1 protein-coding gene is annotated in these 393 nt (G+C 72.8%); it reads right to left on the bottom strand.

The window, feature by feature from the left end:
• On the bottom strand, positions 1-393 hold a 393-nt coding region (locus tag ACL06G_RS21525; RefSeq protein ID WP_412788173.1), incomplete at both ends, for a hypothetical protein.

Here is a 393-nt window from a genome sequence, read left to right as displayed (position 1 = left end):
CTGGACGTGGTAGACGCCCTCGCCCTGGGCGAAGCTGCTCTGGAACCACAGGCCCTGCTGGATGGGGGTCTGGGGGTAGCAGTCCTCCAGCGGGCGCGGCAGCGTGCTGCGCCGCCACTCGGGCAGTTCCCGCAGCCGGCCCACCAGGGCGTTGATCTGCTCCTGGTCGAGTCCGCTCAACGGCAGGTCGGACGGGCTGTAGCCCACCGCCTCCGGCCGCCGCGCCTCGGCCACCAGCTCCCGCAGCACCGCGAGCGTGCGCTCCGCGACCCGCGCGATGGTCTCCTCCCGGTGCGCGGACTCGCTGTAGGTCCACTCCATCCGCAGCCGGCCGTCCTGCACCCGGCTGACGATGTCCACCAGATACGGCCGCCGGTTCGCCGGATCCCAGTC

Source organism: Streptomyces callyspongiae (genome assembly GCF_047200695.1).
Taxonomy (GTDB): domain Bacteria; phylum Actinomycetota; class Actinomycetes; order Streptomycetales; family Streptomycetaceae; genus Streptomyces.
This window is presented reverse-complemented; position numbering and strand designations above follow the sequence as displayed.